Annotated in this window: 23 protein-coding genes; 10 read left to right on the plus strand and 13 right to left on the minus strand. The window is 71.9% G+C overall.

Going from position 1 to position 26,675, the window contains the following annotated elements; translation table 11 throughout:
- Positions 1 to 194: 194 nt before the first annotated feature.
- Positions 195 to 2,246 carry a nitrate- and nitrite sensing domain-containing protein gene (locus tag FV226_RS08535; protein WP_147762577.1) on the plus strand — a complete coding sequence of 684 codons (2,052 nt, stop codon included), beginning with the start codon at positions 195 to 197 and terminating at the stop codon, positions 2,244 to 2,246.
- 95 nt (positions 2,247 to 2,341) lie between these two features.
- On the opposite strand, the gene FV226_RS08540 is transcribed toward FV226_RS08535, so the two are convergent.
- The 7 genes from FV226_RS08540 to FV226_RS08570 all read right to left on the minus strand — a co-directional run bounded on the left by FV226_RS08540 (position 2,342) and on the right by FV226_RS08570 (position 9,716).
- A complete protein-coding gene (locus tag FV226_RS08540; RefSeq protein ID WP_147752087.1) occupies positions 2,342 to 4,072 on the minus strand; it encodes an L-lactate permease in 1,731 nt (576 codons plus the stop codon).
- Positions 4,073 to 4,262: 190 nt separating this feature from the next.
- Positions 4,263 to 5,684 carry a pyruvate dehydrogenase complex dihydrolipoamide acetyltransferase gene (locus tag FV226_RS08545; RefSeq protein WP_147762578.1) on the minus strand — a complete coding sequence of 474 codons (1,422 nt, stop codon included), beginning with the start codon at positions 5,682 to 5,684 and terminating at the stop codon, positions 4,263 to 4,265.
- 4 nt (positions 5,685 to 5,688) lie between these two features.
- A complete protein-coding gene (locus FV226_RS08550) occupies positions 5,689 to 6,324 on the minus strand; it encodes a Uma2 family endonuclease (RefSeq protein ID WP_147762579.1) in 636 nt (211 codons plus the stop codon).
- A 14-nt stretch (positions 6,325 to 6,338) separates the two neighbouring features.
- Positions 6,339 to 6,614: a DUF5076 domain-containing protein gene (locus FV226_RS08555; protein WP_147762580.1), complete on the minus strand. Its 276-nt coding sequence runs from the start codon at positions 6,612 to 6,614 to the stop codon at positions 6,339 to 6,341.
- A gap of 60 nt (positions 6,615 to 6,674) precedes the next feature.
- Positions 6,675 to 8,126, minus strand: coding sequence for a pyruvate dehydrogenase complex E1 component subunit beta (locus tag FV226_RS08560; protein WP_147752091.1), 1,452 nt, complete (start codon positions 8,124 to 8,126; stop codon positions 6,675 to 6,677).
- A 67-nt stretch (positions 8,127 to 8,193) separates the two neighbouring features.
- Positions 8,194 to 9,258, minus strand: coding sequence for a pyruvate dehydrogenase (acetyl-transferring) E1 component subunit alpha (pdhA, locus tag FV226_RS08565; protein ID WP_246691533.1), 1,065 nt, complete (start codon positions 9,256 to 9,258; stop codon positions 8,194 to 8,196).
- Positions 9,259 to 9,404: 146 nt separating this feature from the next.
- Positions 9,405 to 9,716: a septum formation initiator family protein gene (locus FV226_RS08570; RefSeq protein WP_147752093.1), complete on the minus strand. Its 312-nt coding sequence runs from the start codon at positions 9,714 to 9,716 to the stop codon at positions 9,405 to 9,407.
- A 223-nt stretch (positions 9,717 to 9,939) separates the two neighbouring features.
- On the opposite strand from FV226_RS08570, the gene dinB reads away from it, so the two are divergent.
- The 3 genes from dinB (at position 9,940) to FV226_RS08585 (ending at position 12,382) form a co-directional block, all read left to right on the plus strand.
- A complete protein-coding gene (gene dinB / locus FV226_RS08575) occupies positions 9,940 to 10,980 on the plus strand; it encodes a DNA polymerase IV (protein WP_238272823.1) in 1,041 nt (346 codons plus the stop codon).
- Between the two features lie 115 nt (positions 10,981 to 11,095).
- Positions 11,096 to 11,974, plus strand: a complete 879-nt coding sequence (locus tag FV226_RS08580) for an SDR family oxidoreductase (protein ID WP_147762582.1) — start codon at positions 11,096 to 11,098, stop codon at positions 11,972 to 11,974.
- 108 nt (positions 11,975 to 12,082) lie between these two features.
- Positions 12,083 to 12,382, plus strand: a complete 300-nt coding sequence (locus tag FV226_RS08585; RefSeq protein WP_147762583.1) for a hypothetical protein — start codon at positions 12,083 to 12,085, stop codon at positions 12,380 to 12,382.
- 325 nt (positions 12,383 to 12,707) lie between these two features.
- Here the strand turns inward: FV226_RS08585 and FV226_RS08590 are convergent, their stop codons facing one another.
- Together FV226_RS08590 and FV226_RS08595 are read right to left on the minus strand one after the other, a co-directional pair.
- Positions 12,708 to 13,871 carry an iron-containing alcohol dehydrogenase gene (locus FV226_RS08590; RefSeq protein WP_147762584.1) on the minus strand — a complete coding sequence of 388 codons (1,164 nt, stop codon included), beginning with the start codon at positions 13,869 to 13,871 and terminating at the stop codon, positions 12,708 to 12,710.
- A gap of 131 nt (positions 13,872 to 14,002) precedes the next feature.
- Positions 14,003 to 14,911, minus strand: coding sequence for a LysR family transcriptional regulator (locus FV226_RS08595; RefSeq protein WP_147752098.1), 909 nt, complete (start codon positions 14,909 to 14,911; stop codon positions 14,003 to 14,005).
- A gap of 155 nt (positions 14,912 to 15,066) precedes the next feature.
- Here FV226_RS08595 and FV226_RS08600 point away from each other — a divergent pair, with 155 nt between their 5' ends.
- The 6 genes from FV226_RS08600 to FV226_RS08625 all read left to right on the plus strand — a co-directional run bounded on the left by FV226_RS08600 (position 15,067) and on the right by FV226_RS08625 (position 22,643).
- Positions 15,067 to 16,563, plus strand: coding sequence for a CoA-acylating methylmalonate-semialdehyde dehydrogenase (locus FV226_RS08600; RefSeq protein ID WP_147762585.1), 1,497 nt, complete (start codon positions 15,067 to 15,069; stop codon positions 16,561 to 16,563).
- 209 nt (positions 16,564 to 16,772) lie between these two features.
- Complete coding sequence (locus tag FV226_RS08605) at positions 16,773 to 17,915, plus strand: acyl-CoA dehydrogenase family protein (protein ID WP_147762586.1); 1,143 nt, start codon at positions 16,773 to 16,775, stop codon at positions 17,913 to 17,915.
- The gene (locus FV226_RS08610) at positions 17,915 to 19,003 is read left to right on the plus strand and encodes an enoyl-CoA hydratase/isomerase family protein (protein WP_147762587.1); all 1,089 of its coding nucleotides are present in this window, start codon (positions 17,915 to 17,917) and stop codon (positions 19,001 to 19,003) included. Before FV226_RS08605 ends, FV226_RS08610 begins: the two co-directional genes overlap by 1 nt.
- An 89-nt stretch (positions 19,004 to 19,092) precedes the next feature.
- Positions 19,093 to 19,995 carry a 3-hydroxyisobutyrate dehydrogenase gene (gene mmsB, locus FV226_RS08615; RefSeq protein ID WP_147762588.1) on the plus strand — a complete coding sequence of 301 codons (903 nt, stop codon included), beginning with the start codon at positions 19,093 to 19,095 and terminating at the stop codon, positions 19,993 to 19,995.
- Positions 19,996 to 19,997: 2 nt separating this feature from the next.
- Entirely contained in the window at positions 19,998 to 20,786 is a 789-nt protein-coding gene (locus FV226_RS08620) for an enoyl-CoA hydratase (protein WP_147762589.1), read from the plus strand.
- 120 nt (positions 20,787 to 20,906) lie between these two features.
- A complete protein-coding gene (locus tag FV226_RS08625) occupies positions 20,907 to 22,643 on the plus strand; it encodes an AMP-binding protein (RefSeq protein WP_147762590.1) in 1,737 nt (578 codons plus the stop codon).
- 1 nt (position 22,644) lies between these two features.
- On the opposite strand, the gene FV226_RS08630 is transcribed toward FV226_RS08625, so the two are convergent.
- The 4 genes from FV226_RS08630 to FV226_RS08645 form a co-directional block, all read right to left on the minus strand.
- Positions 22,645 to 23,073 carry a DUF3291 domain-containing protein gene (locus FV226_RS08630; protein WP_147762591.1) on the minus strand — a complete coding sequence of 143 codons (429 nt, stop codon included), beginning with the start codon at positions 23,071 to 23,073 and terminating at the stop codon, positions 22,645 to 22,647.
- 46 nt (positions 23,074 to 23,119) lie between these two features.
- Complete coding sequence (locus tag FV226_RS08635; RefSeq protein ID WP_147752106.1) at positions 23,120 to 23,485, minus strand: hypothetical protein; 366 nt, start codon at positions 23,483 to 23,485, stop codon at positions 23,120 to 23,122.
- Positions 23,486 to 24,020: 535 nt separating this feature from the next.
- Positions 24,021 to 25,664 (minus strand): AMP-binding protein, encoded by a 1,644-nt coding sequence (locus FV226_RS08640; RefSeq protein ID WP_246691534.1) that lies wholly within the window; start codon positions 25,662 to 25,664, stop codon positions 24,021 to 24,023.
- Positions 25,661 to 26,656 (minus strand): branched-chain amino acid ABC transporter permease, encoded by a 996-nt coding sequence (locus FV226_RS08645; protein ID WP_147752107.1) that lies wholly within the window; start codon positions 26,654 to 26,656, stop codon positions 25,661 to 25,663. Before FV226_RS08645 ends, FV226_RS08640 begins: the two co-directional genes overlap by 4 nt.
- Positions 26,657 to 26,675 lie beyond the last annotated feature (19 nt).

Raw genomic sequence — 26,675 nt, forward strand, 5'->3', positions numbered from 1 at the left:
CGTCGCCGACCTTGCCCAGGCGTCCGGAAAGCATGACGGCCCGTCCCAAACCGGCCTGCCGGACTGAGGAAGCCTGCGGTTGTATCGATTGGTGTGCTGAAATATCGAGCTGATCTTAGATTGCAACCGCCTGTTTACCACCTGCGGCTTTATCATTTGTCAAAGCCTTGTGCGAATGAAGGATTGGCAAGCGGATGACGACCGGTGTTCTGATGTCCTTGCGCGGCCGCATCGTGGCGGTCGCGCTGGCACCTTGCCTCGCCTTCGCCGCGGTGGCCGGGGTCGCGATCGCGGACCGGATGGCGCAGCGCGCCGAAGTGGTCCAGGTCGAGGACCTGGTCGGCCTCGCCTCGCGGATCAGCGCCTTCGTCCACGAGGGCCAGCGCGAGCGCGGCGGCTCCAGCCTGTTCCTCGCCTCGAAGGGCACGCAGTTCAAGGCCGAGCTCGTCGCCCAGCGCGCGCGCACCGACGCCGCCCGCCAGGGCCTGGCCGCCGCCGTCACCGCCGGCGCGGCGGCCTACGGCCCCGCCTTCACCGCCCGGGCCGCCGCCTTCGCGCAGGCGCTCGAAGGCCTCGACGCGCAGCGCGGCGGCGTCGACGCCCTGCGGCCGACGGCGCCCCAGGCGGCCGCGGCCTACACCGTCGTGATCGGGGAAGGCCTCGGGCTGGTCCGCGCGATGTCGGGCGTGATCGGCCATGTCGGGATCGCCAACCACGCCGCGTCCTACGCCGCCTTCCTGACGATGAAGGAGTATGCCGGCCAGGAGCGCGCCGCGGCCTCCGCCGCCTTCGCCTCCGGCAGCCTCGACCTCGCCGGGACCCGCCGCCTCGCGACGCTCCTGGCCGACCAGGCCACCTACGAGACCCTGTTCCGCTCGCGGGCGGAGCCAGCCCAAGGCGCCCTGCTCGACGCCAGCGAGGCCTCCGCCCCGGCGCAGGAGGTGGCGCGCCTGCGCAAGGCCGCCCTCGACACCATGCCCGGCGAGCCGCTGGCCTTCCGCGACGCCCCGCTCTGGTTCCGCCTCGCGACCCAGCGCATCGACGGCCTCAAGGCGGTCGAGGACCGCCTCACCGCCGACCTCACCGCGGAGGCCGGCGGCGTCCGCGCGCTCGCCGAGCGGGCGCTGGCGATCTGGTCGGGGGCGGCGCTCGCGATCTTCCTGCTGTCGGGCGCCCTCGCCTTCGCCCTCGGCACCGCGGTGGCCCGGCCGCTGACCCGGATGTCGCGGGCGCTCACCGCCATCGGCCGCGGCGACGACGCCGTGGAGATCCCGCAGGGCGGCCCGAACGAGGTCCGCGCCATCGCGGCCGCCGCCGTCGAATTCCGCGAGAACGTCGCCGAGCGCCGCCGCAGCCGCGCGGTCCAGGAGCGGATGTCGGCCGACGCCGAGGCGGCCCGCCGCGCCGCCGCACTGGAGCTTGCCGACGGCTTCGAGGACCGGGTCGGCGGCATCGTCGAGGCGGTCTCGGCGGCCGCGACCCAGCTCGAGGCGGCGGCGCAGGGCATGTCCCGGGCGGCCGAGGACGCCTCGTCGCTGAGCCGGCAGGTCGCCCACGCCTCGCACGAGGCGGCGCTGTCGGCCGACACCGTGGCGGCGGCGACCGAGGAGCTCTCGGCGTCGGTCGCCGAGATCGGCACCCAGGTCACCGCGTCGGCCGACCTCGCGGCGGCGGCCGAGCGCGACGCCGAGGGCATGGCCGGCGAGGTCCGGCGCCTCGCCGCCGCGGCCGGCAGCATCGCGCAGATCGTCGGGCTGATCTCGCAGATCGCCGACCAGACCAACCTGCTCGCCCTCAACGCCACCATCGAGGCGGCCCGCGCGGGCGAGGCCGGACGCGGCTTCGCGGTGGTGGCCCAGGAGGTGAAGTCGCTGGCCGGCCAGACCGCCCGGGCGACCGAGGAGATCACGACCAAGGTCGTCGAGATCAGCGCCTCCACCGACGCCTCGGTCCAGGCGATCACCGGGATCACCGACGTGATCCGCCGGCTGGCGCGGATCGGCGGCGACATCGCCGCCGCCGTCGAGGAGCAGGGCGCGGCGACCGGCGAGATCGCCCGCACCACCGCCCAGACCTCGGCCGGCACCCGCGCGGTCTCGGAGCATATCGGCGGCGTCAGCGAGGCGGCCGGCACCGCCAGCTCCGGCTCCGCCCAGGTGCTCGCGGCGGCGAGCGCCCTGTCGAGCCAGGCGGGCGACCTGCGCGGCGCCGTCGATCACTTCCTGGCCGGCGTGCGGGCGGCCTGAGGCCCGCCCGGCCCTGCTCGGAGCCGCCAAAGGAAAAGCCCGCCCCCTCGTCGAAGGGGGCGGGCTTTCTTCGTTTCGGGAGCCCGCGTCGGCGGCTACGGAACGTGGATCACCATCGCGGTGAAGGGATGCACGTAGGCCTGGAGCATCACCAGGCCGCCGACGAGGCAGGCCAGCGCGATCGAGTGCCAGAACACGAAGCGCAGGATCTTGCCCTCCTGGCCGAAATAGCCGGTGGCGGTGGAGGCGACGACGATCGACTGGGCGTCGATCATCTTGCCCATCACGCCGCCCGACGAGTTCGCCGAGGCCATGAGCACGCCCGAGAGCCCCAGCTGCTCCGAGGTGATCTTCTGGAGCCCGCCGAAGAGGACGTTCGACGCCGTGTCCGAGCCGGTCAGCGCGACGCCGAGCCAGCCGAGCAGGGTGCCGAAGAACGGGTAGAGGATGCCGGTTCCGGCGAAGGCTAGGCCGAGCGTCGCGTCGACGCCGGCGTAGCGGGTGAGCACGCCGAGCGCGAGCATCGCCGCGATGGTGACGAGCGAGTAGCGCAGCACCCAGATCGTCTCGACGTAGGCGGTGACGAGGCGCAGGGGCGAGAACCGCATGATCGCGCCGGAGATCAACGCCGCGATCAGCACGCCGGTGCCGGTGTAGGACATGTAGGTGAACAGGAAGACGGCGCCCTCCGGGTGGGCCTTGGCCACCACCGGCGGCACCTTCATGATCACGTTGTGCAGGCCCGGCACCTCGTACTTCCAGGTGAAGATCGGGTTCACGATGGCCTTGAACCAGCCGGTGCCCCAGATCGCCACGACCACCGACAGGATGACCCACGGCAGCCAGGCGAGCGCGATCTCCGACGACGAGGCGGTGCGGCCGGTGGAGACCGGCGCGCGCGGCAGGTCGGACGGGACGCCGGCGCCCAGCGCCACGGGCCGGGGCTCGCCGTAGCCGATCGACGGGTCGTTGCCGCGGAGCGCCGGCGAGGTCCAGATCGCGGCCGGCTTCCAGACCTTCAGGAACAGCACCAGCGCGCCCATCGCCGCGATCGAGGCGCCGATGTCGACGATCCACGGGTTGACGTAGTTCGAGATGCCGAACTGGGCCGCCGCGAAGGCGCCGCCGCAGATCAGGATCGCCGGCCAGACCTGGATCATGCCGCGGAAGCCCGCGAACACCCAGATCAGCCAGAACGGCACGATCAGCGAGAACACCGGCAGCTGGCGGCCGATCATCGCGCCGAGCACGTAGGGGTCGTAGCCCGTCACCGAGGCCAGGCCCTGGATCGGGGCGCCGAGCGCGCCGAAGGCCACCGGCGCGGTGTTGGCGATGAGCGAGAGGCCGGATGCGGCCAGCGGCGAGAAGCCGAGCCCGATCAGGATCGCGCCGGTGACCGCCACCGGCGTGCCGAACCCGCCCGCGCCCTCGAAGAAGGCGCCGAAGGCGAAGGCGACGAGCAGCAGCTGCAGCCGCCGGTCGCTGGTGATGCCGGCCACCGATTGCTGGAGGGTCGCGAACCACCCCTTCTCCACCGTCAGCCGGTAGAGGAAGATGACGTTGAGGATGATCCAGCCGATCGGGAAGAAGCCGGTCACCATCCCGAGCAGGGAGGCGCGGGTCGCGAGGCCCACCGGCATGCCGAAGGCGACGACGGCGATGGCGAAGGCCAGGATCAGGGCGAGGACGGCGGCGACGTGGGCCTTGACCCGGCCGCTGGCGATCATGGCGAGCAGCGCGATCACCGGCACGGAGGCGGCGAGCGTCGACAGCCACGGGTTGCCGAACGGATCGTAGACCTGATTCCAGGTTTGGACGGGTTCCACGGGCGTAGTCCTCCGATGGCCCGGGTTGATCCGCGGGCCGTTGGAGGCGGTGCTAGCAGAGCGGCGAATCCGGCTCAACGCCGAGAGATAATGTATTCAGAAGGTGTTGCGCGCCGGTTGCTCGTTCAGCGGGACCCTGTCGCCCGGGCGGCGGGACCCGGCCGCGCGCGGATGCGCGGCCGGTCCGTCCTCAGACCAGCATCCCCATCGGGCTCTCGATCAGGCCCTTGAAGGCGGCGACCAGCTCGGCCCCGAGCGCCCCGTCGAGCACGCGGTGGTCGCAGGAGAGCGTCGCGGTCATCACCTGGGCGACGGCGGGGGCGCCGTCCTTGACCACGATCCGCTTCTCGCCGGCGCCGACCGCCAGGATCGAGGATTGCGGCGGGTTGATCACCGCGGTGAAGTGCTTGATCCCGAACATGCCGAGGTTCGACACCGAGGTGACGCCGCCCTGGTACTCCTCCGGCTTCAGCTTCTTGGCGCGGGCGCGAGCGGCGAAGTCCTTCATCTCGTTGGAGATGGTGGACAGCGTCTTCTCGTCGGCCCGGCGGATGACGGGCGTGAACAACCCGCCGTCGATCGCCACCGCGACGCCGACCTCGGCGTGCTTGAAGCGCAGCACCCGGTCCTCGGCCCAGACCGCGTTGGCCATCGGCACCCGGGTCAGGGCGAGGCCCATCGCCTTGATGACGAAGTCGTTGACCGAGAGCTTGAACAGCGGCTTGCCGTCCTTGTCCTTGGCCGCGCTCTTGTTGAGCTGCTCGCGCAGCGCCATCAGCGCGTCGATCTCGCAATCGACGGTCAGGTAGAAGTGCGGCGCCACCTGCATCGCCTCGGTGAGGCGCTTGGCGATGGTCTTGCGCATGCCGTCGAGGGGCACTTCCTCGTAGCTGTCCTTGGCGTAGAAGCCGCGGACCTGGTCGGTGGTGAGGCCGGCGGCCCTGGTCGCGGGCGCCGTGGCGGGCGCAGCCTTCGGCGCTGCGGCCTCCGGCGCCTTCGCGGCCGCTTGCGGGGCCGCCGTGGGGGCCACCTTGCCGGTGCCGGCCGCCTTGGCTGCGCGCACGTCGCGCTCGATCACCCGGCCGCGCGGGCCCGAGCCCTGGACGGCGGAGAGGTCGATCCCCTCCTGCTTGGCGATGCGGCGGGCCAGCGGCGAGGCGAAGACGCGCTCGCCCGAGCCGCCCTGCGGGGCGGCGTCCGCCTTGGCGGCGGGCTGGGCCCCGTCCGGGGCCTCGTTCACCCGCGCGTAGGACATGTGCCCGCCGCCGGGCGTGGCGTTCTCGTTCGCCGACGACGCGTCGGCCTTGGGCGCCTCCGCGGGGGCGGCGGCAGGGGCCGAGCCGCCCGCCTGGACCCCGGCCGGATCCTCGCCGTCGATGGCGATCACCGCGATCAGGTCGTTGACCGGCACGTCCGCGGTGCCCTCGGGCACGACGATACGCGCGAGCACGCCCTCGTCGATCGCCTCGACCTCCATGGTCGCCTTGTCGGTCTCGATCTCGGCGAGCACGTCGCCCGACTTGATCGCGTCGCCCTCCTTCTTGAGCCACTTGGCGAGGTTGCCCTTCTCCATCGTCGGCGAGAGGGCGGGCATCAGGACGTTGACGGGCATGGCTTCAGGTCTCGTCCGTGGGCAGGGAGGGAGCGTCGGGTTCGGCGCGGGGATCGGCGAAAGGGTCGGCCGAGGGGTCGGCGAAGGGAAACAGGTCGTCGAGCGGGAACGGAACCGCGTCGAAGGGCGGCAGGGCCACGGTCTCGCCGCGCGCCACCGTGCCGAGCAGCAGCCACTGGGAGCCGGCGAGCGCGAAGGCTTCGAGCACCCCGTCGGCGGGATCGAGCAGCCACAGGTGCCCGACGCCGGCCTCCGCGTAGATGCGGCGCTTCGGGCCGCGATCGAGCCGCGCAGTGGCCGGCGACAGGATCTCGCAGACCCAGTCCGGCACGGTCTCGACGAAGGCGGTTTTGGGCTCGGCCGGCAGCCGCTCGCGGCGCCAGCCGGCGAGGTCGGGGACCACCACCTGCACGCCGAGGTGGAGTTCGGGCTCGACCATGAAGATCCAGCCGCCCGGCCCGCCGCGCCCGCGGCCGAAGGGTGCGTTCAGCTCCGTGGCCAGGCCCACCGCCGCCATCGCATGGCGCGGCCGCGGCCGCGGATGCGTCTCCAGCGACCCGTCGACGATCTCGGCCACGCGATCGGCCGGAACGGCCTCCAGGTCGGCATAGGTGGCGACACGCAGTGCGGGCTCGGCCATGCGCTCGGGCCCCGCTAGTTCAGGCCGCCGGGATCGAGGCCCTCGGCCTCCCACCCCCCGCGGATGCGGTCGAACGCCTCCTCTTCCGACATGTCGGTTTCCAGGGCGTAGGCGCGGGCCGCCTGCCGGGCGAGGTCGACCATCAGGCGGCCCCAGGTGGCGGGGTCGTCGAAGGACCGGCGCAGCGCCACGCTGACGGCCCCGTCGACCACGGCCGCGCGCAGCACCTCGATGCCGCCCTGTTCCAGGGCGTCGGGCGGGATCTCGAGGGCTTGGAAGGATTCACTCATACCACGTCATGACCCGTCGATCGGCCCGGTTCCGCCCTCAGGCGCGAAGGCGGATCGCATTCACCGGTAGCAGACGGCCTTGGCCGCCTCGACGACCTCGGCGACGTTGGGCAGCGCCAGCTTCTCGAGGTTGGCCGCGTAGGGCATCGGCACGTCCTTGCCGGTGACGCGCAGCACCGGCGCGTCGAGGTAGTCGAACGCGTCGACCATCAGGCGGGCCGAGATCTCGGCGCCGATGCCGCTCTGCGGGAAGCCCTCCTCCACCGTGACGCAGCGGCCGGTCTTCTTCACCGATTCGAGAACCGTCTCGGTGTCCATCGGGCGGATCGTGCGCAGGTCGATCACCTCGGCCTCGATGCCCTGGTCGGCCAGGATCTGCGCCGCCTTGAGGGCGTAGGTCATGCCGATGGCGAACGAGACGATGGTCACGTCGGTGCCGGCGCGATGGATGCGGGCCTTGCCGATCGGCAGCACGAAGTCGTCGAGCTTCGGCACCGGGAAGGTCTGGCCGTACAGGATCTCGTTCTCGAGGAAGATCACCGGGTTCGGGTCGCGGATCGCGGCCTTGAGCAGGCCCTTGGCGTCGGAGGCGGTGTAGGGCGCGATCACCTTCAGGCCGGGCACGTTCGAGTACCACGCCGAATAGTCGTGGCTGTGCTGGGCGCCGACGCGGGCTGCCGCGCCGTTGGGGCCGCGGAACACGATCGGGCAGCCGAGCTGGCCGCCGGACATGTAGAGGGTCTTGGCCGCCGAGTTGATGATGTGGTCGATCGCCTGCATGGCGAAGTTGAAGGTCATGAACTCGACGATCGGCTTCAGGCCGGACAAGGCCGCGCCGACGCCGATGCCGGCGAAGCCGTGCTCGGTGATCGGGGTGTCGACCACGCGCCGCGCGCCGAATTCCTGCAGCAGGTTCTGCGTGACCTTGTAGGCGCCCTGGTACTCGGCGACCTCCTCGCCCATGACGAAGACGTCCTCGTCCCGGCGCATCTCCTCGGCCATGGCGTCGCGAAGCGCCTCGCGCACGGTCATAGTCACCATCTCGGTGCCGGCCGGGAACTCCTCCATCACCGGCGCGGCGGCCTTGTTGGTGATCACGGCGGGCGCGGCCGGCGCACGGGGCGCGTCGTCGCCGGTCTTGGCGGTGGGCGCCGGCGCCGGGGCGAGCCCTTCCGCCTGCATGTCCGGCGTCGGGGCGGGATGGCCCTCGGCCGGACCCTTCGGCTTTCCGCCGCCGCCCCCGGAGGCCGCGGCCGCCGCGACGTCCTCGCCCTCGCCGGCGATGATCGCGATCGGGGTGTTGACGGCGACGCCCTCGGTGCCCTCGGCGACCAGGATCTTGGCGAGCGTGCCCTCGTCGATCGCCTCGACCTCCATGGTCGCCTTGTCGGTCTCGATCTCGGCGAGCACGTCGCCCGACTTGATCGCGTCGCCCTCCTTCTTGAGCCATTTGGAGAGCTTGCCCTCCTCCATGGTCGGAGACAGGGCGGGCATCAGGATGTCGGTCGCCATGAAGGGTCTCTGATCGGTGAGGCGGGCGGGGCGGCCTTGAAGGGGGCGTCGGAGAGGCGGCGCGCCCTCAGGCGCGCGCGTCCAGCAGGATGTCGGTCCACAGCTCGGACGGATCCGGCTCGGGATCGTGGGTCGCGAACTCGGCGGCGTCGGCGACGGTCTCGCGGACCTTGGCGTCGGTGGCCTTCAGCTCGGCCTCGGCGACCCCGTGCAGCTCGATCAGGCGCTTGCGCACCATCTCGATCGGGTCGTGCTCGTCGCGCATCTTCGAGACCTCGTCCTTCGTCCGGTACTTGGCCGGATCGGACATCGAGTGGCCGCGATAGCGGTAGGTCTGCATCTCGAGGATGTAGGGGCCCGCGCCGGTGCGGGCGTGCTCGATCGCGCGCTGCGCCGCCTCGCGCACGGTCCGCACGTCCATGCCGTCGACCTGCTCGCCGGGGATGCCGAAGGAGATGCCGCGCCGCGAGAAGTCCGTCTGCGCCGAGGCGCGGGCGACCGAGGTGCCCATGGCGTAGCGGTTGTTCTCGATCACGTAGACCACGGGCAGCTTCCACAGCTGCGCCATGTTGAAGCTCTCGTAGACCTGGCCCTGGTTGGCCGCGCCGTCGCCCATGTAGGTCAGGCTGACCTTGCCGTTCTTGCGGTAGGCGTCGGCGAAGCCGAGGCCCGTGCCGAGGGAGACCTGCGCGCCGACGATGCCGTGCCCGCCGAAGAACTGCTTCTCGCGGCTGAACATGTGCATCGAGCCGCCCTTGCCGCGGCTGTAGCCGCCGCGGCGGCCGGTGAGCTCGGCCATCACGCCCTTCGGGTCCATGCCGCAGGCGAGCATGTGGCCGTGGTCGCGGTAGCCGGTGATCACCTGGTCGCCGTCGACCGAGGCCATCTGCATGCCGATGACGACCGCTTCCTGGCCGATGTAGAGGTGGCAGAAGCCGCCGATCAGGCCCATGCCGTAGAGCTGCCCCGCCTTCTCCTCGAAGCGGCGGATCAGCAGCATCTGGTGGTAGGCGTGGAGGTCTTCCTCGCGGGTGAATTGCGGCGCGTTGGGAGCGGGCTGGTGCTCGGCCGCCACGGCTTCCGGCGCCTCCGCGGCAGGGTTGGGGTGCCCCGCATCTTTCGCGGCATCCATCGGCGTGCTCCCGTGCTGGCGTCTCTTCCCTGTCGGTTTAGGACACGCGCCCCGGGAATGCGAGGGCCTACGCTCTGACAGGTTCCGGCCGTTGTCAGGCGCTTCGGAGCTTCGCGGGAAGGGCCGTTCGGGCGTCGAAGCGCCGTTCAGGGATCGATGACGACCACGTCGTTGGCGTGGACCCGGCCGAGGACGACGCGGGCGCGCTCCTCCAGCAGGTCGCGGTCGATCTGCTCGCTGCGCAGCAGCGCGACGCGGTGCTCCCAGGTCGCCCGCTCGGCCTTGGCGGCCGCGAGGTCCCGGGTCAGCCCGTAGGCCTGGATCTTGAGGGCGCGCTTGGCCTCCAGGCCGCGGTTGCCGTTCTCGGCCTGATACACGAAGTAGCCGACCACCAGCCCGGACAGGGTCCAGAGGCTGAGGGGCAACACGACCATTCTGACGCGGCGACGGACGACCATGCCGCGACCATCGGCGGCGAGGGTTAACAAAGCCTTTGCCGCGCCGCCCGATCGCGCGCTCGGCGGTGGACGGTGGCACACCTGCGGGTTGAACCGACCTCCGGAGTGCGGGAAGATCGGAACAAAGGTCGAACATCGATCCGCCTGCGATCGCGCTGCGGACGGATCGCTCAAACGGGACAGCGCAGTGACCGCCCCGGTGCGAAAAGTCATCCACGTCGACATGGACGCGTTCTACGCCTCCGTCGAGCAGCGCGACGACCCCGCCCTGCGCGGCCGGCCGGTGGCGGTCGGCGGCTCGCGCGAGCGCGGCGTGGTCGCGGCGGCGAGCTACGAGGCGCGGGTCTTCGGGGTGCGCTCGGCGATGCCCTCGGTGACCGCGCGCCGGCTCTGCCCGGACCTGGTGTTCGTGCGCCCGCGCTTCGAGGTCTACCGCGGCATCTCCGAGGAGATCCGCACGGTGTTCTCCGAGCACACGCCGGTGATCGAGCCGCTCTCCCTCGACGAGGCCTACCTCGACGTCACCGAGAACCTGCAGGGGCTGCCGACCGCCACCCTGGTCGCCCGCGCGATCCGTGCCGCGATCCGCGAACGCACCGGGCTCGTGGCCTCGGCCGGCGTCTCGTACAACAAGTTCCTGGCCAAGGTGGCCTCCGACTACCGCAAGCCCGACGCGCTGTTCGTGATCACCCCGGAGATGGGGCCGGCCTTCGTCGAGGATCTGGCCATCGGCCGCTTCCACGGCATCGGCCCGGTCACGGAGACGAAGATGCGCCGGCTGGGCATCCACACCGGCCGCGACCTCAAGGCCCGCTCGCTGGAGGAGCTGACCGCCATCCTCGGCAGCGCGGCGCCCTACTACCACGGGGTGGCGCGCGGCATCGACGAGCGCCCGGTGCGGGCGCACCGCATCCGCAAGTCGATCGGCGCCGAGAACACCTTCTCCGACGACAGCGCCGACCTCGACGTCCTCGCGGAGCGCCTCGCGCCGATCCTCGACAAGGTCGCGGGCGCCTGCGCCGCCAAGGGCCTGCGCGGCCGGACCGTGACGCTCAAGGTGAAGTTTTCGGACTTCGCGCAGGTGACCCGGGCGCGCTCGCTGGCCTCGCCCGTCGGCGACCGGGCGAGCCTGGAGGCGATCAGCCTCGGCCTGCTGCGCGACCTCTACCCGCTCCGGCGCAGCGTGCGGCTGCTCGGCGTCGCGCTCTCGGCCCTCGACCACGGCGAATCCCCGGAGCCGCTGCAGCTCGGCCTGGCGATCTGACGGCCCCCGCCGAGCCGCCGGGGGCGCAGTCATCGGGTCGCGGTCATCGGGTCGCGGGTCCTTCGCCGGCGCCCCGCCCTACCTGGGTGGAGAACGACAGCGAATGCAGGCAGCCATGACCGACGACCCCCGCGAAGCCGGAGCACTGCCCCCCTTCCCCGGCGACCAGCAGCAGGCGCGGCCGGGATTGTCTTCGCGGATGACCCCCGCCCCCGACCACGGCGAGCACAGCTACGTCGGCAAGGGCCTGCTGACCGATCGCGTCGCCCTGATCACCGGGGGCGATTCCGGGATCGGCCGGGCGGTGGCGATCGCCTACGCCCGCGAGGGCGCCGACGTGGCGATCTCGTACCTGCCCGTCGAGCAGACGGACGCCGAGGAGACGAAGGCCTGGGTCGAGCGGGCCGGCCGCCGCGCCCTGCTGCTGCCGGGAGACCTGCGCGAGGAGGCCCATTGCCGCGACCTCGTCGCGCGCACGGTCGCCGAATTCGGGCGCCTCGACATCCTGGTCAACAACGCCGCCGCGCAGACCGTCAACGACGGGCTCGACGACGTGACGGCGAAGGACCTCGAAGGCTCGTTCCGCGCCAATGTCTTCGCCATGTACTACCTGTGCCAGGCGGCGGTGCCGCACATGAAGCCCGGCTCGGCGATCGTGAACTCCACGAGCCAGCAGGCCAAGGTCGCCGACAAGACCATGCTGATCTACGCCGCCACCAAGGGGGCGATCGCCAGCCTGACGATCGGGCTGTCGAACCTGCTGGCGCCCAAGGGCATCCGGGTGAACTGCGTCGCGCCCGGCCCGGTCTGGACGCCGATCCAGCCGATCGTGAAGAGCCCGGAGCAGATCGCGTCGCTGGGGTCCGAGACGCCGCTCGGCCGCGCCGGCCAGCCGGCCGAGCTGGCCCCGGCCTACGTGCTGCTGGCGTCGCGCGAGGGCAGCTACATGTCCGGCGCGCTCGTGCCCGTCACCGGCGGCACGCCGATGTACTAAGCCGCGACCCCGCCGACCGGAACGGTCCGCGGCGCCTGCGATTGACGGCGGAACCCCCCAAGGGGCCGAACTGAGGGGCCGAACCGCCCTGCCACAGGAGCCGGAACCATGTCGAAGACCATCGCCGCCACGTTCGAGACCCGCCGCGACGCCGAGATGGCGGTCGAGCACCTCGTCCAGGAGCACAAGATCGACCGCAAGGCCGTGACCATCGCGCCGGTCTCGGACGAGAACAGCGCCGGCACCGAGACCGCCGGCGCCGACGTCGAGGACGGCCGCGTCGCGAAGACCCACACCGACGGCGAGCCCAAGCTCACCGGCCGCCTCAAGGTCTCGGCCGACGTCGATTCGTCCCTCGCCGACAAGGTCGAGAGCTCGTTTGCGACCTACGGCGGCAAGGCCGCCTGAGCCGGCACGCCGCACGACGCCGTCCCGCGATCCAACGGGCGACCGCTTTCCCCGGAAAGGCGCGGATTCCCCTCTCCCCGCGGGCGGGGAGAGGCCCGCACGGACCTCGTCGTCCGTGCGGGAAGCGAAGGCGAAGCCGAAGCGGCGGTGAGGGGGAGCTTCCAGACGAGCCTCGTCCGTTCGAGCCGCCTCGCTTCGTCGACGACGAGGTCGGCAAAGCCCTCTCCCCGCAGGCGGGGCGAGGGGATGCGCGCCGACCGTTCAGCCGGAAGCGGAGACCGCGTGGGCACGACGGCTCGCCGCACCCCTGCCCCGGCTGGGCCGCTCAGGCGGCCCAGACCTGGCGGTACAGCGTCGCGATGGCCTCGATCTCCGGCACGACCGGGTTGTTGCCCGGCGAGCCCGAGGCCAGCGCCTGCGCCGCCATAGTCGGGATCAGCCCGTTCCACCTTGCCTCGTCGATGCCGTAATCGCCCGGGGTCGGCACCTGCAGGTCGTCGTTGAGGTTCTGCAGCTCGGCGATCAGGCGCGAGACCGCGCGCGCATCGTCGTCGGTCTCGCGCGCCACGCCCATCGCCCGGGCGCAGGCGGCGTAGCGGCCGGGCGAGCCGGGCGCCGAGAACGCGGTGACGGCCGGCAGCAGCATCGCGTTCGAGAGCCCGTGCGGCACGTGGAAATGCGCGCCGATCGGCCGGCTCATCCCGTGCACGAGGGCCACCGAGCTGTTCGAGAACGCGATCCCCGCCTGGGTCGCGCCGAACATCATCGCCTCGCGCGCACCGCGGTCGCCTGGATCGGTCCAGACCCGACGCAGGTTCGGTGCGATCGCCCGCATCGCGGCGAGTGCGAACCCGTCCGAGAACGGGTTGGACTTGCGCGAGACGTAGGCCTCGATCGCGTGCGTCAGCGCGTCGATGCCGGTGTCGGCGGTGAGCCGGGCGGGCTTGCTCAGGGTCAGCTCGTAGTCGACGAGCGCGGCGACCGGCAGGTAGGCGAGGCCGGCGCAGAGCATCTTCTCGTCGGTGGCCTCGTCGGTGACGATGGTGAAGCGCGTCGCCTCCGAGCCGGTGCCGGCGGTGGTGGGGATCGCCAGGATCGGCAGGCCGGGCGCCTCCTGGCTGTGCGGCGCCTTGTAGTCGCGCATGTGCCCGCCATGGCGGGCCAGCACCGCGACCGCCTTGGCCGTGTCCATCGGGCTGCCGCCGCCGAAGCCGACGACGCAATCGTGGTCGCCGGCCTTGAGCGCCGCGAGGGCCGCCTCCACCGAGGCGACCGTCGGGTCCGGGACGGTCTGCGAGAACAGCCCGGCCTGGATGCCGGCCGCCGCCAGCCGCTCGACGAGCCGCCCGGCCCGGCCGCTGTCGGCGAGGTAGGGATCGGTGACGACGAACGGCCGCGACAGCCCGAGCTGCCCCAGGACCTCCGGCAACAGCCCGCACGCGCCGGCTCCGATCCGCATCAGCCGCGGCAGGGCGATGGCGCTGATCATGGCGTTGGATCCGTCTTCTCGAGGGACGCGGGCGGCGCGGGATTGAACCCATCATACGCAAGGCAGGCTAGCGGTTGCGCGGGCGCCAGGACAAGCCCGTCGGGAACGGCCGGCGCGACATCCGGCCCGCCTTATCCCGCCCGCGAGAACAGCGCCTGCGCCGCCTCGACCGCCCCGACGATGAACGCCGCAACCTCGCGGATGTGGGCGGCCTGCCGGTGGTCCTCGTGGATGTGCATGTGGAAGGCCCGCGTCAGCGACAGCGCGTCCGGCAGCACCGGCACGAGCCCCGGATGGGCGGCGGCGATGAAGCCCGGCACGATGCATAGCCCCGCGCCGGCCAGCGTCGCGTGGACCTGGGCGAGGAGGTTCGTCGAGCGCAGCCGCGCCGAGGCGCCCGGCCCGATCACGTTGAGGTAGTTGAGTTCGCGGGCAAACAGCATGTCCTCGATGTAGCTGACGAACGGATGCCGCCCGAGGTCGGCCACCGTCCGGATCGGCTCGGCCGCGTCGAGGTAGGCTTTCGACCCGTAGACGAAGAGCCGGTAGTCGGTGAGCCGGCGCGTCACCACCCGCGCCTGCTGCGGCGCCGACAGGCTGACGACAATGTCGGCCTCGCGCTTCGACAGGCTGAAGATCCGCGCGGTCGCCATGATCTCGACCTCGAGCCCCGGATGGGCTTGCGTCAGCCGGTGCATGCGCGGCGCGAGGAACACGCTGCCGAACCCGTCCGGCGCGCCGATCCGCACCGTGCCCGAGACGCTCCGCCCCGTCCCGCCGGAAGCCGACCCCGAGACGAAGGCGCTCTCCATCGCCTCCGCCGTCCCGAGCAGCGCCTCGCCGGCTTCCGTGAGCGCGTAGCCGAGGTTGCTCTTATGGAACAGCCGCCGGTCGAGCCCCTCCTCCAGCGCCAGGATGCGCCTTGCCACCGTGGTGTGCTCGGTGCCGGTCTGCACCGCTGCGGCCGTCAGCGTGCCGGTGCGGGCGACGGCGAGGAAGTAGCGCAGGTCGTCCCAGTTGCGGGTCCGCTTGAGGCTCACGGGCGGGGTCCGATCCGGCTGCGTTGTGCATCGATGCACACCGGCTGCGAGCAGGTCCAGCTTTATCGCCCGATCGACGCTGCTATGGTCCGTCCAAAATCCGGCCGCGTTCGCGCAAGCCGGTCCTGAGGAAACGAAGCTAAGGAGAGGTGCGCATGCGCACGATCGGGCATTTCATCGGCGGCAAGGCCGTCGAGGGCACCAGCGGCCGGTTCGCGGACGTGTTCCTTCCCTCCACCGGCGAGGTCCAGGCCCGCGTCGCGCTGGCGAGCCGCGCCGAGCTTCGCGCGGCGGTCGAGAACGCCCGCGACGCGCAAGGGGCCTGGGCGGCCACCAACCCACAGAAGCGCGCCCGCGTGATGATGCGCTTCCTCGAGCTGATCCGCGCCGAGATGGAGCCGCTGGCCGAGCTGCTGGCCTCCGAGCACGGCAAGACGGTGCCCGACGCCAAGGGCGACATCCAGCGCGGCGTCGAGGTGGTCGAGTTCGCCTGCGGCATCCCGCACCTGCTGAAGGGCGAGTACACCGAGGGCGCCGGCCCCGGCATCGACGTCTACTCCCTGCGCCAGCCGCTCGGCGTCGTCGCCGGCATCACGCCGTTCAACTTCCCCGCCATGATCCCGCTGTGGAAGTGCGCTCCGGCCATTGCCTGCGGCAACGCCTTCATCCTCAAGCCGTCCGAGCGTGACCCCGGCGTGCCGATGCGCATCGCCGAGATCTTCCTGGAGGCGGGCCTGCCGCCGGGCATCCTCAACGTCGTCAACGGCGACAAGGAGGCGGTCGACGCCATCCTCGACGACGAGGACATCAAGGCGGTGGGCTTCGTCGGCTCCTCGCAGATCGCCGAGTACATCTACGTCCGCTCCGCCCAGACGGGGAAGCGCGCCCAGTGCTTCGGCGGCGCCAAGAACCACATGATCATCATGCCGGACGCCGACATGGGCCAGGCCGTCGACGCGCTGATCGGCGCCGGCTACGGCTCGGCCGGCGAGCGCTGCATGGCGATCTCGGTCGCCGTGCCCGTGGGCGAGGGCACCGCCGACCGGCTGATGGAGCGGCTGATCCCGCGGGTGGAGAGCCTGAAGATCGGCCCCTCGCACGATGGCTCGGCCGATTACGGCCCGATGGTCACCGCCGAGGCGGTGGCGCGGGTGAAGGGCTACATCGAGACCGGCCTCAAGGAAGGCGCCGAGCTCGCCGTCGACGGCCGCGGCTTCACCCTGCAGGGCTACGAGAACGGCTTCTACATGGGCGGCTGCCTGTTCGACCGCGTGACGCCGGACATGACGATCTACAAGGAAGAGATCTTCGGGCCGGTGCTCTCGGTGGTGCGGGCGCGTGACTACGAGGAGGCGCTGGCCCTGCCCTCGACCCACCAGTACGGCAACGGCGTCGCGATCTTCACCCAGGACGGCGACGCGGCGCGCGACTTCACCGCCAGGGTCAACGTCGGCATGGTCGGCGTCAACGTGCCGATCCCGGTGCCGATCGCCTACCACACCTTCGGCGGCTGGAAGCGCTCGGGCTTCGGCGACCTGAACCAGCACGGGCCGGACTCGATCCGCTTCTACACCAAGACCAAGACCGTGACCCAGCGCTGGCCCTCGGGCATCAAGAGCGGCGCGGAGTTCTCGATCCCGACGATGCGCTGAACCACGACACGCCCCCTCTCCCATAGGGAGAGGGTTGGGGTGAGGGGTATGAGGCCTCAGACCTGAGTCCGCCATCGACGCGCGTTCAGGCCGCACCTGATCTGGCTCCGTCATGCCCCTCACCCTGTCCCTCTCCCTACAGGAGAGGGGACCCGCGCCTCATCTGCCGGGCGCGGGGCTGCAGCAGCGGCACGACGAAAGGCCACCCGATGACGTTCGGCCTCACTGAAGACCAAGTCGCCATCCGGGAGATGGCCCAAGACTTCGCGCGCGAGCACATCGCCCCGCACGCCCTCGATTGGGACGCGCGCAAGCGCTTCCCCGTCGAGACTTTTCGCGCGGCGGCGGCCCTCGGCATGGCCGCGATCACCATCCGCGAGGATGTCGGCGGGTCGAGTCTGAGCCGCGTCGACGCCAGCCTGATCTTCGAGGCGTTGGGCCAGGGCTGCCCGACGGTGGCGGCCTTCCTCTCGATCCACAATTTGTCCTCCTGGATCATCGACGCCTTCGGCAGCGAGGCGCAGCGCCGGCGCTGGCTGCCGTCGCTGACCCGGATGGACACGATCGCCAGCTACTGCCTGACGGAGGCCGGCTCGGGGTCGGACGCCGCGGCGCTCCGCACCCGCGCGGTGCGCGACGGCGACGACTACGTCCTGACCGGCGAGAAGCAGTTCATCTCGGGCGCCGGCGCCAGCGACCTCTACCTCGTCATGGCCCGCACCGGGGGCGAAGGCGCCAAAGGCGTCTCGGCGATCCTCGTCGAGAAGGGCACGCCCGGCCTCTCCTTCGGCGCCGACGAGCGCAAGATGGGCTGGAACGCCCAGCCGACCCGTGCCGTGCGCTTCGACCAGTGCCGCGTGCCCGCCGAGAACCGCCTTGGCGCCGAGGGCGAGGGCTTCCGCTTCGCCATGGCCGGGCTCGACGGCGGGCGCCTCAACATCGCCGCCTGCGCGCTCGGCGGCGCGCAGGCGGCGCTGGACCGCACCCTCGCCTACCTGCAAGACCGCCGCGCGTTCGGCCAAAAACTCTCGGACTTCCAGGCGCTGCAGTTTCGCCTCGCCGACATGGCAACCGAACTCGAGGTCGCCCGCGCGTTCCTGCGCCATGCGGCCGCCGCCCTCGACGCCAAGGCGCCGGAGGCGACCAAGCTTTGCGCCATGGCCAAGCGCCACGTGACGGACGCCGCCTTCCACGTCGCCAACGAGGCGCTCCAGCTCCACGGCGGCTACGGGTATCTCGCCGAGTACGGCATCGAGAAGATCGTCCGCGACCTGCGCGTCCACCAGATCCTGGAAGGCACCAACGAGATCATGCGGGTGATCATCGCCCGCGCGCTGCTCGGGGGACGCTGATGTCGGACGTCCTCGTCGAGCGGGCCGGCTCCCTCGGGCGCATCCGCCTCAACCGGCCGAAGGCGCTGAACGCGCTGACCCACGGCATGGTCGGCGCGATCGACGCGGCCCTCGACCGGTTCGGCGCCGACCCGGGCGTCGCCGCGATCCTGCTCACCGGCGAGGGCGAGCGCGGCCTGTGCGCCGGAGGCGACCTGCGCTCGCTCTACGAGAGCGCGGGTTCAGGCTTCGCCGAGGACTTCTGGCGCGACGAGTACCGCCTCGACGCCCGCATCGCGCGGCTCGAAAAGCCGTTCGTGGCGATCATGGACGGGATCACCATGGGCGGCGGCGTCGGGCTGTCGGGCCATGCCTGCCACCGCGTCGTCACCGAGCGCTCACGCATCGCCATGCCGGAGACCGGCATCGGCTACCTGCCCGACGTCGGCGGCACCTGGCTGCTGCCCCGCGCGCCCGGCGAAATCGGGACCTATCTCGGGCTGACCGGGGCACAGATGGGGGCCGCCGACGCGATCTTCGCGGGCTTCGCCGACGCCCTCGTGCCGGCCGCGGCCCTGCCCGGCCTGGTCGACGCGCTCGCCGCCCTCCCCCCGGACGCTGGACAGGCCGGCGTCCGGGCGGCGATCGACGCGCGCGCCGTCACGCCGGAGCCGGCCCCGCTCGCGGAGGCGCGGGCGCTGATCGACGCCTGCTTCGCCTTCGACCGCGTCGCGGACATCCTGGCGGCGCTCGCCGCCGACGGGTCCGAGTTCGCGACGCGGACGCGCACGACGCTGCTGGAGAAATCCCCGTCGAGCCTCGTGCTGACGCTGCGTCTGCTGCGTCTGGGCCGCACGTCCGCACGGCTGGAGGACTGCCTGGAACGCGAGTTCCACGCCTCGCTGGCGCTGCTGGTCGAGGGCGATTTTCGCGAGGGCATCCGCGCCGCCGTGATCGACAAGGACAAGACGCCGCGCTGGTCGCCGACGACGCTCGATGCGGTCGACCTCGAACGGATCGAGGCCTGGCTGGCCCCTCGGGCGGCCCTGGTCTTTCCGGTGCCGGCCGACGCTTCCCGCCCAGCCCCCGCATCCCGAGGCGCCCGCTGACGCGGCACCTCGGGATGAGGGCGGAGGATGGGGGCCACGAAACAAGATGCGACGCGGAGCACCGCGCGCGAGACACGACCGGAGGAGCCATGACCACGACGCCCCAAACCATCGCCTTCGTCGGGCTCGGCAACATGGGCGGCCCGATGGCGGCCAACCTCGTCCGGGCCGGGCATTCGGTGCGCGGGTTCGACCTCGCCCCGGCCTCGCTGGAGATCGCGAAGGCCGAGGGGATCGGGATCGTCGGCTCGGTCCTGGAGGCCGTGGACGGTGCGGCCGTGGTGGTGACGATGCTGCCGGCCGGGCGGCACGTGATCGAGGTCTGGTCGCAGGTCGTCGAGGCGGTTCCCGCCGGCACGCTCCTGATCGATTCCTCGACGGTGGACGTTGCGAGCGCCCGCCAGGCCCACGCGCTCGCCGAGGCGCGCGGCTGCTGGGGCGTCGACGCGCCGGTCTCGGGCGGCACCGGCGGCGCCAAGGCCGGGACGCTGACCTTCATGGCCGGCGGCGCGGAGGAGGCCTTCGCCGCCGCCGAGCCGATCCTGAGGCGCATGGGCAAGAGTGTGTTCCATTGCGGCGCGGCGGGCGCCGGCCAGGCCGCCAAGATCTGCAACAACATGATCCTCGGCATCTCGATGATCGGCGTGTGCGAGGCCTTCGCGCTCGGCGAGAAGCTCGGGCTCTCCCAGCAGGCGCTGTTCGACGTGGCCTCGGTCTCGTCCGGGCAGTGCTGGTCGCTCACCACCTATTGCCCGGTGCCGGGACCGGTGCCGACCTCGCCCGCCAACACCGGCTACCGGCCGGGCTTCGCCGCCGCCCTGATGCTGAAGGACCTGCGGCTCGCCCAGGAAGCCGCGGCGGCCGCCGGCGCCGCGACGCCGCTCGGCGCCGAGGCCGAGCGCCTCTACGCGACGTTCGGCGAGGCCGGCCATGGCGGCGAGGACTTCTCGGCGATCATCCGGATGCTGCGCGGACCGAGCGAGGAGGCCTGACCATGCAAGACCATGCGACCGGGGATTCGACGATCCTCACCGAGACGCGGGGCCGCGTCCGCCTGATCACCCTGAACCGGCCGAAGGCGCTGAACGCGATCAACGCCCAGCTCACCCGCGAGCTGATCGCGGCGGCGAGCGCCGCCGACGCCGACCCGGGGATCGGCTGCATCGTGATCACCGGGTCGGCCAAGGCCTTCGCCGCCGGCGCCGACATCAAGGAGATGCAGAGCGCCACCTATGCCGAGATGTATGCCGGCGATCGCTTCGCCGACTGGGAGCGCTTCACCGCCCTGCGGATTCCGATCGTCGCGGCGGTGGCGGGCTTCGCGCTCGGCGGCGGCTGCGAGCTCGCGATGATGTGCGACCTGATCCTGGCCGCCGACACCGCCCAGTTCGGCCAGCCGGAGATCAAGCTCGGCGTGATGCCCGGCATCGGCGGCAGCCAGCGGCTGACCCGGTTCGTCGGCAAGGCCAAGGCGATGGAAATGTGCCTGACCGGCCGGATGATGGATGCGGCCGAGGCCGAGCGGGCCGGCCTGGTCTCGCGGGTCGTCCCCGCCGCCGGGCTGGTGGAGGAGGCGATGCGAGTCGCCGAGACCATCGCCGGCATGTCGAAGCCGATCGCGATGATGACCAAGGAGGCGGTCAACCGCGCCTACGAGACCACGCTCACCGAGGGCGTCCGCTTCGAGCGCCGCGTGTTCCACGCGATGTTCGCCACGCAGGACCAGAAGGAGGGCATGGCCGCCTTCGTCGAGAAGCGCGCGGCCAAGTTCACGCACGGGTAGGGCCGCCATCCCCTCCCCCGCGGAGGGGGAGGGAGAGGCGCATCCGGTTCCTCGTTTCCGTAAAACACCGATCAAAAACAAGAAAACGGAACAGCCACCAAAAATCCAGGGAGAACGCCGATGCCGAGCTTTCGCGAAGCCCGCAACCTTCTGCTGGCCCACCGCACCGATTACGCGGCGGCCTATGCGGGCTTCCGATGGCCGGACGAGACGGTGTTCAACTGGGCGCTCGACTGGTTCGACGCCGGCCTCGCGACCGACCCGGAAAGCCGCGACCGGACGGCCCTGTGGATCGTCGACGCGGCCTCGGGGGTGGAGACCCGGATCTCGTTCTCCGAGATGAGCCGGCGCTCGAACCAGGTCGCCAACCACCTGCGGTCGCTGGGCCTGCGGCGCGGCGACACCCTGCTGCTGCTGCTCGGCAACGTGCCGGCTCTGTGGGAGACGATGCTGGCGGCGATGAAGCTCGGGGCGATCGTGATCCCGGCGACCACGCTGCTCACCGACGGCGAACTCGCCGACCGCCTGGAGCGCGGGCGGCCGCGGCTGATCGTGGCCGGGCCCGATCAGGTGCCGAAATTCGCGGGCCTCGACTCCGCGAGCCTCGACACGGGGTCGGTCGTGCGCTTGACGACCGGGCCGGGCGCGCCGGGCTGGCACGCCTACGCGGCGGCGTTCTCGCAAGCCGACACGTTCGCGCCCGACGCGGAGACCGGGGCCGACGACCCGTTCCTGCTGTACTTCACCTCGGGGACCACGGCGAAGCCGAAGCTGGTCCGGCACAGCCACCGCTCGTATCCGGTCGGTAGCCTCTCGACCATGTACTGGCTCGGGCTGCAGCCGAGCGACGTCCACTGCAACGTCTCCTCGCCCGGCTGGGCCAAGCACGCCTGGTCCTCGATCTTCGCCCCCTGGAACGCGGGCGCCACGGTGTTCGTGGTCAACCAGGCGCCGTTCTCGGCCACCGCCCTGCTGGCGGTGCTCGCCCGCTGCCGCGTCACCACGCTGTGCGCGCCGCCGACGGTGTGGCGGCTGATGATCCAGGAGGACCTGACCGGGCACGACCTGGCGCTGCGCGAGGTGTGCGCCGCCGGCGAGCCGCTCAACCCGGAGGTGATCGAGCGGGTGCGCGACGCCTGGGGCCTGACCATCCGCGACGGCTACGGCCAGACCGAGACCACGGCGCAGGTCGCCAACACGCCCGGCCAGACGGTGAAGCCGGGCGCCATGGGCCGGCCGCTGCCGGGCTACACGGTCCGCATCCTCGACATCGACGACCGGCCGGCCACCGAGGGCGAGGTCTGCCTGGCGCTCGGCGCCGACCGGCCGGCCGGCCTGATGCAGGGCTACGACGACGGCGCGGGCGCCCTCTCCGGCGCGGACGGGCCGCTCTACCGCACCGGCGACGTCGCCTTCGTCGAGCCGGACGGGACGCTGACCTTCGTCGGGCGCGCCGACGACGTGTTCAAGTCGTCCGGCTATCGCATCAGCCCGTTCGAGCTGGAGAGCGTGCTGATCGAGCATCCGGCGGTGGCCGAGGCCGCGGTGGTGCCGGCGCCGGACGCGATCCGCTACACGATCCCGAAGGCCTACGTGTCGCTCGTCGGCGGCGCGGAGGCGACGCGGGAGACCGCGCTGGACATCTTCCGCTTCACCAACGCCCGGCTCGCGACGTTCAAGCGCCTGCGCGCGATCGAGTTCGTCGCGGAGCTGCCCAAGACCATCTCCGGCAAGATCCGCCGGGTCCAGCTCCGCCGCCTGGAGCACGACGGCACCGCCGACGACCCGTTCCGGGGGCTGGCCTTCGCGCAATCCGATTTTGCAGAACTCAAGGGCGACGAGCGGAAGCCGGGCTGATTCAACTGGCCGCGGGCGGGAGGCGGCCGCCCTGCGTGGTGCGCGGCGGAGCGTAGGCGAGCGCGGCGTGGACCGGCGACGGGTGGCGGACCTTGGAGGGCCGCCCGGTCTCGCGCATCCGCCGGTCGGCTTCCGCCCAATCCGGCAGGCCGGTCCCGTTCCAGTGGGCGACGGAGGCCTCGTCGCACCAGCGGCTGAGCTTTCCCATCGCCGCGCGGTGGTCGCCGGACAGAACGTAGGCGCGCATCGCCGCCTCATCGGCCCAGGCGGTGACGGTCCAGAAGGTCAGCTTGGCGTCGTTGAGCAGCGCGCCGTCGAGGTAGCCGGCGGCCTTGGCGACCTGGCGGCTCGACCGGACCGCGTACCACGCGAACCCGGGCACGAAGCGCCAGCCGCGAAGCCGCAACCGGGTGAGGCTGATCCACGACATGCCGGCATCCCTCGAAAAGGGGCCGTGCCTACCACGTCCCGCGGATTCAGGCGCGACGGCTGTCGAGGCGTGGTCCGCCGAGGCTGATCCGGCTGCCCGACGCGCGGTGGCTGCCGTAGCTCGGGGGCGCGTAGGGCCGGCGCGACAGGTCGTAGAGGGTGTTGCCGACGAGGCCGGCGGCCCGGCGCAGCACGGCACCGTCGCAGGTGGCCGCGATCCGGATGCCGAGCTCGTGGGTGTGGCTGCGGCCGTAGAGGTAGACCGCGAGCCGCGCGCGGGTCGCCTCGGGGATCTCGCAGACCATCGCCGACACCGTCTCCGGGTCGGCGCGGGAGATGCGGCCGAGCGCGTCCGGCGGCAGCGGGCACTCGGCGGTGGGGTCGTCGAAGCTGAGGGTCAGGGTCTTGGTCACCACGGTCGCTCCCGGCTTGAAGTGCACAGGATGGCGAGCGGATGGTTAACGAAGCGTAACGACCATGTCCGCGTGTTTCGCACGACGTCCACCAGCCCGCGATGATCTCGCCTTCAGGGTCCGGCCCCCGCGACCGCCGCCATCAGATCCACACCTGTCGGCGAGCCCGGCCCGGATCGATCATGCGGAGCACGGCGCGGCCCCGTCCCCACGGCAGGGCGATCGTAGATGGCACCACGCCGTCATTCCGGGGCGCCGCAGGCGAGCCCGGAATCCAGAGCCGCCGACCGTGCAAGGTCCTGTGCGACCTGCGTTTCCGGATCTCGGGCTCCGCTGCGCGGCCCCGGGATGACGAAGGTGCTGCCCGCGGGTTTCCGAAGAGCCGATCGCCATCGGCGATCGCCCTGCCCGAACGGGAGAGGGGACCCGCAACTCCTTCAAGATGCGTGGCGAGATGCGCGCATACGGCAGGTGACGGCAGGAGGGGCTTTCCGCCGGACCTCGCGGGTTCCGACCCATGAGAGCCTGTGAGATCCTAAAGAGCGCGGGCCTGCTCGCGCAGCACGAACTTCTGGATCTTGCCGGTGGCGGTCTTCGGCAGGGGGCCGAACACGATCCGCTTCGGCACCTTGAAGCGGGCGAGCCCGGCCCGGCAGAACGCGACGACGTCCGCCTCGCTCGGCTGCGGCGCACCGGCCTTCAGCTCGAGGAAGGCGCAGGGGCTCTCGCCCCAGGTGGCGTCGGGCTGCGCCACCACGGCCGCGAGCATCACCGCGGGGTGCCGCGTCAGAACCTCCTCGATCTCGAGGCTGGAGATGTTCTCCCCGCCGGAGATGATGATGTCCTTGGCGCGGTCCTTGATCTCGATCTGCCCGTCGGGGTGCTGCACCGCGAGGTCGCCCGACAGGTACCAGCCGGCGCCGAGCGTCGCCGCCGTCGCCTCGGGGTTCTTCAGGTAGCCCTTCATCACCGTGTTGCCGCGCAAGCCGATCTCGCCGACCGTGGCGCCGTCGCGCGGCACCGGCGCCAGCGTCGCGGGATCGACGACGCGGGCGGCCGCGACGGTCGGCAGCGCCACGCCCTGGCGGGCCATGCGGCCGTGGCGCTCGGCCGGAGCGAGCGCGTCCCAGTCGGGGCCGGGCACGCAGATCGTCGCCGGGCCGTAGCTCTCGGTCGCGCCGTAGAGGTGGGTCACCGCGAAGCCGAGCGCCTCCATCGCCGCGATCACCGTCGAGGGCGGCGCCGCGCCCCCGGTGGCGCAGCGCACGCGTTGCGGGAACGGCACGCGCACGGCGTCCGGCGCGTCGACGATCATCGACAGCACGATCGGCGCGCCGCAGAGATGCGTGACGCCGTGCTCGGCGATCGCCCGGTAGATCGCGGCCGGCTCGACCCTGCGCAAGCAGACCTGCGTGCCGCCGGCCGCCACCACCGCCCAGGGGTACGACCAGCCGCTGCAGTGGAACATCGGCAGCGTCCAGAGGTAGACGCTGTCGGCCGAGAGCCCGAAGGCGAGGGCGTTGCCGAGCGCCTGAAGGTAGGCGCCGCGGTGGCTGTAGACCGCGCCCTTCGGGTCCCCGGTGGTGCCCGAGGTGTAGAGCAGGCAGAGCGACTGCCACTCGTCGTCCGGCCCCGGCCCGGCGAAGTCCGGGTCGCCCTCCGCGAGCAGGTCCTCGTAGGCGAGGCCGCCGCCGGGATCGTCCACGGCGATCACCAGGATCGGCTCCGGGAGGGCTTCGAGCGCCTCTTCGGCGATCGCCCGGAACGGCGCGTCGACGATCAGCGCCCGCGCTTCGCCATGCGCCAGCGAGGCGGCGAGCGTCGCCGCGTCGAGGCGGGTGTTGAGCGGGTTCAGCACTGCGCCGAGCATCGGCACGGCGAAGTGCGCCTCGATCATCGCGGGCACGTTGCCGGCCAGGATCGCCACGGTGTCGAGCCGGCCGACGCCGCGCCCCCGCAGTGCCGAAGCGAGGCGGCGGCAGCGTGCGTCGAGGTCGCGGTAGGTCAGGCGCCGCTCGCCGTCGATCACCGCGATCCGGTCGGCGAAGGCGTCGGCGGCGCGCGCCAGGAAGCTCACGGGGGTGAGCGCCACGTGGTTGGCGGCCGAGCGGTCGAGCCCGGTCTCGAACGGGCTCGCGCGCCCGCCCTCCCCCCGGTTCCCTCGGCCGCCCAGGCTCACAGCGGGCGCCGGGCGATCCGCGCGACGAGGCCGACGATGCCCTCGCGGAACAGCAGCACGCAGAGCACGAAGACCACGCCCTGGATGATCGTGACCCAGGCGCCGAACTGCGCGAGGTAGGTCTCCATCGTGACGATCACCAGCGCGCCGACGATCGGCCCGAACACGGTGCCCATGCCGCCGACCAGCGTCATCAGCACCACCTCGCCCGACATCGCCCAATGCACGTCGGTGAGCGAGGCGAGCTGGAACACGATCGCCTTGGTGGAGCCGGCGAGCCCGGCGAGCGTCGCCGAGAGCACGAACACCGCGAGCTTGTACTGGTTCACCCGGTAGCCGAGCGAGATCGCGCGGGGCTCGTTGTCGCGGATCGCCTTCAGCACCTGCCCGAACGGCGAGTGGATGATGCGGTAGATCAGGAGCAGGCCGCCGAGGAACACCACGGCGACGAGGCCGTAGAGCGCCCGGTCGTCGGCGAGGCTGATCGTGCCGAACAGGGCGCCGCGCGGCACCGCCTGGATGCCGTCCTCGCCGCCGGTGAACTTGGCCTGGAGCGAGAAGAAGAACGCCATCTGCGCGAGCGCCAGCGTGATCATCGAGAAGTAGATGCCCTGGCGCCGGATCGCCAGCGCCCCGAACACCAACCCGAGCAGCGCCGCCGTCAGCGTGCCGCAGAGGATCGCGAGCTCCGGGGTCAGCCCCCAGACCTTGGCCGCGTAGGCGCAGAGGTAGCTCGCCATGCCGAAATAGGCGGCGTGCCCGAAGGAGAGCAGGCCTCCGTAGCCGAGCAGCAGGTTGAACGCGAGCGCGAACAGCCCGAAGCACAGCACCTTCATCAGGAAGACGGGGTAGAGCACGAACGGCGCCACCGCGAGGAACACGGCGATGCCGAGCATGATCTTGCGGTGCAGGGCCCGCACGTCCCGGCCCTCGGACAGCGCCGGCAGGATCGGGGCGGCGTCCACGGACGCGATGGCGGCGGTGTCGGCCATGTCAGAGCCCTGTCGCGAA

Origin of the sequence: Methylobacterium sp. WL12 (assembly GCF_008039475.1) — a bacterium.
Taxonomy (GTDB): Bacteria; Pseudomonadota; Alphaproteobacteria; order Rhizobiales; family Beijerinckiaceae; genus Methylobacterium; species Methylobacterium cerastii.